This window comes from Pseudonocardia sp. Ae505_Ps2, from assembly GCF_001932425.1.
In the GTDB taxonomy this organism is placed as follows: Bacteria; Actinomycetota; Actinomycetes; order Mycobacteriales; family Pseudonocardiaceae; genus Pseudonocardia.
The window spans coordinates 3,663,861-3,667,427 of sequence record NZ_MCIP01000001.1; the positions used below are offsets into that span (position 1 = coordinate 3,663,861).

Sequence of the window (3,567 nt, forward strand, 5' to 3'; positions counted from 1 at the left end):
CCAGTGAATCGACCAGATACGGGTCGACCGTCTCGACATCGAACACCGCCAGAGACAGCCTGAACATCAACGTCCGGCTGCCCCAGTTCGCGAAGTGGAGATGGGCGTCGTAGTAGCGCTCCACCATCCGGAGTGGATCACCACCGAAATCGCCCCAGTGATACTCGTTCGTGAATCTGGTCGCACTGATCTGCGCCCGCGTTGACAACGCCCGCACCTCGGCCTGCTCCCGCTCGGTGAGCGGCCGGTCCAACGCAAGGAACTCATAGTACTGGTACTCGCTCACGCCAGCCCGTCTCTTTCCGGTCCGCCCACCGCCGGTAGGCACGTATCCACATCCTTCGCCAGCCTGCCCCGGTGCCGTAGGGGGGTCTGCGGATGCCGATCACGTGATGAGGTCGAAGGTACAGCGAGCTCCGCTCGCTGCGACGAGTTTGCCGTCTCCGGTGACCAGGGGGCCACCGAGACGTTCGGCGAGCGCAACGTAGGCAGCGTCGTAGGGAGTGATGTTGTCTTGGAGCTCCCAGATGCGCTCCAGTAGCGGAGCCAGTGGCATGCGGCGGATGGGGAAATCCGCCAGGTGCCGTAACGCGGCGGGTATCGCGGCATGCAGCACGGAGCTGCGGCGGGCCATACCCCGTAACGCGGAGACCACCTCAGCGTCGAGGTGAGCAGGAGCGAACAGGGCGTCGCCGGTTGCCAGGCGAGCCGCGACCACATCGCGACGAGAATCATCGGCCGCGTAGAAGGCGGCCAGTACCGAAGCATCGATCACGGCCAGGCTCACGAGGCCTCGCGCACCTCCCTCACCACCGCGGTCGCGTCGTCGAGGGTGAGCCCGCTGCCCTGCGGCGGCTGGTAGGAGGCCACGTAGTTGTCCAGCCGGGTCACCTGGGCGACCTCGGTGAGCCGGTCAACCACGAATGCCGACAACGACTGCCGGTTCGCCTCGGCAGTTGCAGCGAGCGCAGCGTAGACATCGTCGGGAACATCCCGCAGATTCATCCGCTTCATGGCGCCACTATGGCACCAATCGCAGTCGCAGGGCAACGGGGTGGTTTCGGGGATCATCTGGCGTCCGGGTGCGGCTGCGGTTGTGGCTGCCAGGACGGTCTCCGGTGCAGGTGCGGTCACAAGGTGGCCTGACCGGCGTCCAGCTCGCGCAGCAGTACCCGGGGCGCCCCGGTCACCGGGTCGGCGACGATCGACCCGTCGACCCGGAAGTGCGCAGCGAGCAGGCCGGGGGTCAGCACCTCGGCCGGCGGGCCGACCGCGGCGATGCGGCCCGCTGACAGCACCGCGACCAGGTCGGCGTACTGCGCGGCGAGGTCGAGCGAGTGCAGCGCCGCGACGACGGTGGTCCCGATGTCGCGGGCCAGGCGCAGGACCCCGAGCTGATGGCGGGGGTCGAGGTGGTTGGTGGGCTCGTCGAGTACCAGCACCCGAGGCTGCTGGGCCAGTGCGCGGGCCAGCAGCACCCGCTGCCGTTCCCCGCCGGACAGCTCCGACAGCGGGCGGGCGGCGAACGCGGTGCATCCGGTGCGGGCCAGGGCGTCGGCGACGACGGCGGCATCACCGGGCCCGGGTCGGCCGAAGGTCCCCAGGTGGGGGGAGCGGCCGAGCATGACGGCCTCCCACGCGGTGAAGTCGAACCCGCCGGTGTCGTCCTGGGAGAGCACCCCGACCGCGCGCGCGTTGTCGCGGTGCGCCATCGCGGCCAGGTCGTCGTCACCGAGGAGCAGGTGCCCCCGCAGCGGCTTGAGCACCCGGTACAGGGTCTTGAGCAGGGTGGACTTGCCCGACCCATTGGGCCCGACGAGAGCGAGGACGGCACCGTCGGGGACGGTCAGCGTCGCGTCGTGCACGACCCGGTCCCCGCCGTGGCCGACGCTGACGCCGTCGATCACGAGCCGGGCGCTCACACGCCCACCGCCCCCGTCGCGCTGCGGCGCAGCACCCAGAGGAAGAACGGCACGCCGATCGCGGCGGTGAGGATGCCGATCGGCAGCTCGGTCGGAGCGAGCACGAGCCTGGCGGCGGTGTCGGACCAGACCACGACGAGCGCGCCGAGCAGCACGCACACCGGCAGGGTGCGGCGGTGGTCGGCGCCGAACAGCAGCCGGGCCAGGTTCGGGACGACGAGACCGACGAACCCGATGCTGCCCGACACCGCCACCACCGCCCCGGTGAGCAGTCCGGTGAGGACGAACAGGGCCGCCCGCAGCCGGGTGGGGTCGGTGCCCAGCGCCGACGCCGTGTCGTCGCCGAGGACGAGCAGGTTGACCCGGTTCGCCTGCCACCACAGGGGCACCAGAAGCACGCCGACGATCGCGGCGGACAGTGCGAGCAGGTCCCAGCGGGCCCCGGCCAGGCTTCCGAGCATCCAGAACAGGACCTGCTGCTGGGCGTCGGTGTTGCGGGTGCGCAGCAGCAGGAAGGAGGTGATACCGCCCAGCAGCTGCCCGACCGCGACCCCGGCCAGCACCATCCGGGTCGCGTGCAGGCGCCCGCGGACCCGGGACAGGACGAAGACGCCCAGCCCCGTGAGCAGCGCACCGGTGAAGGCCGCGGCGGGCAGCGTGAACAGCCCGGCCGTCGCGGTGCCGATCGTGGTGATGACCAGGACCGCGCCGACCGAGGCCCCCGACGACAGCCCCAGGATATAGGGGTCGCCGATCGGGTTGCGGACCATGGCCTGCACCAGCAATCCGGCGACGGCGAGCCCGGCCCCCACGACGACACCGAGCAGCACACGTGGGGTGCGCAGCTCCCAGACGATGAAGTCCTCGGCCCGGTCGATCCCCGACACACCGCCGGTCAGGTGGGCGGTCACGGCGTCGAGCACCCGGCCGGGCGGGATCGACACCGGGCCGAGGCCGATCGCGACGACGACCGAGGCCAGCAGGGCGAGGAGCAGCCCGGCGAGCACGGCCGCCGGCGGCACCCGGCCGAGCAGGCCGCCGGCCGCAGGGACCGGCCGGTCCGGCGGCACCCGGCCCAGCAGGCCGCCGGTCCCCGCCGCCTCCTCATGCATGGTCATCCGGTGCCGTGGATGCCCTTCGCGATGGTGGCGACGGCGTGCCCGTTGAGCACGCTGGGGGACAGGGTGATCGACTGCGGGACGGTGACCAGCCGGTTCTCGCGCACCGCGGTCGTCGAGGCGAGGGCGGGGCTGGACCGGATGGCCGCGGTCAGCTCGGCGTCGCTCTGCGGGGAGAATCCGGTGATCACCACGATCGCCTGCGGGTCGAGGGCGGCGACCTGCTCGGCGGACAGGCTCGCGAAGTCGCTGTCCTGGTCGGCGGCGATGTTCTGCCCGCCGGCGAGGGTGATGATGCCGTTGGCGAGCCCGGAGCCGCCCTGGGTCATCAGCGGCTGACCGGTCTGCGGGGCAGAGGACAGCGCCAACACCCGCACCGGTGCGGTGCCGGGGGCGGGGGTCGCGGCCGCGACCTGGGCCTTGATCCGGTCGACGAGCTGCGTGCCCTGCGCCTCCGCGCCGAACACGGCCGCGGTCTGCTGGACGAACGTGTAGGTGTCGTCGATGTTCTGCACCGGCGAAGGGGC

General features: G+C 71.7%; 5 protein-coding genes and 1 pseudogene. All 6 read right to left on the reverse strand.

Annotated elements, in window-relative coordinates:
- Positions 1–286: pseudogene (locus tag Ae505Ps2_RS32640) on the reverse strand (hypothetical protein); the annotation flags it as partial.
- Between the two features lie 99 nt (positions 287–385).
- Positions 386–787 carry a type II toxin-antitoxin system VapC family toxin gene (locus Ae505Ps2_RS17590; protein WP_083696412.1) on the reverse strand — a complete coding sequence of 134 codons (402 nt, stop codon included), beginning with the start codon at positions 785–787 and terminating at the stop codon, positions 386–388.
- Positions 784–1,071: a hypothetical protein gene (locus tag Ae505Ps2_RS17595; RefSeq protein ID WP_075313193.1), complete on the reverse strand. Its 288-nt coding sequence runs from the start codon at positions 1,069–1,071 to the stop codon at positions 784–786. The genes Ae505Ps2_RS17590 and Ae505Ps2_RS17595 overlap by 4 nt, the downstream gene beginning before the upstream one ends.
- A gap of 59 nt (positions 1,072–1,130) precedes the next feature.
- Complete coding sequence (locus Ae505Ps2_RS17600) at positions 1,131–1,922, reverse strand: ABC transporter ATP-binding protein (RefSeq protein WP_075313196.1); 792 nt, start codon at positions 1,920–1,922, stop codon at positions 1,131–1,133.
- Positions 1,919–3,040 carry an iron ABC transporter permease gene (locus Ae505Ps2_RS17605; RefSeq protein WP_249265290.1) on the reverse strand — a complete coding sequence of 374 codons (1,122 nt, stop codon included), beginning with the start codon at positions 3,038–3,040 and terminating at the stop codon, positions 1,919–1,921. Before Ae505Ps2_RS17605 ends, Ae505Ps2_RS17600 begins: the two co-directional genes overlap by 4 nt.
- Positions 3,037–3,567: ABC transporter substrate-binding protein (locus Ae505Ps2_RS17610; RefSeq protein WP_170917136.1), on the reverse strand; the 531-nt coding region annotated here is incomplete at its 5' end. The genes Ae505Ps2_RS17605 and Ae505Ps2_RS17610, both read right to left, overlap by 4 nt.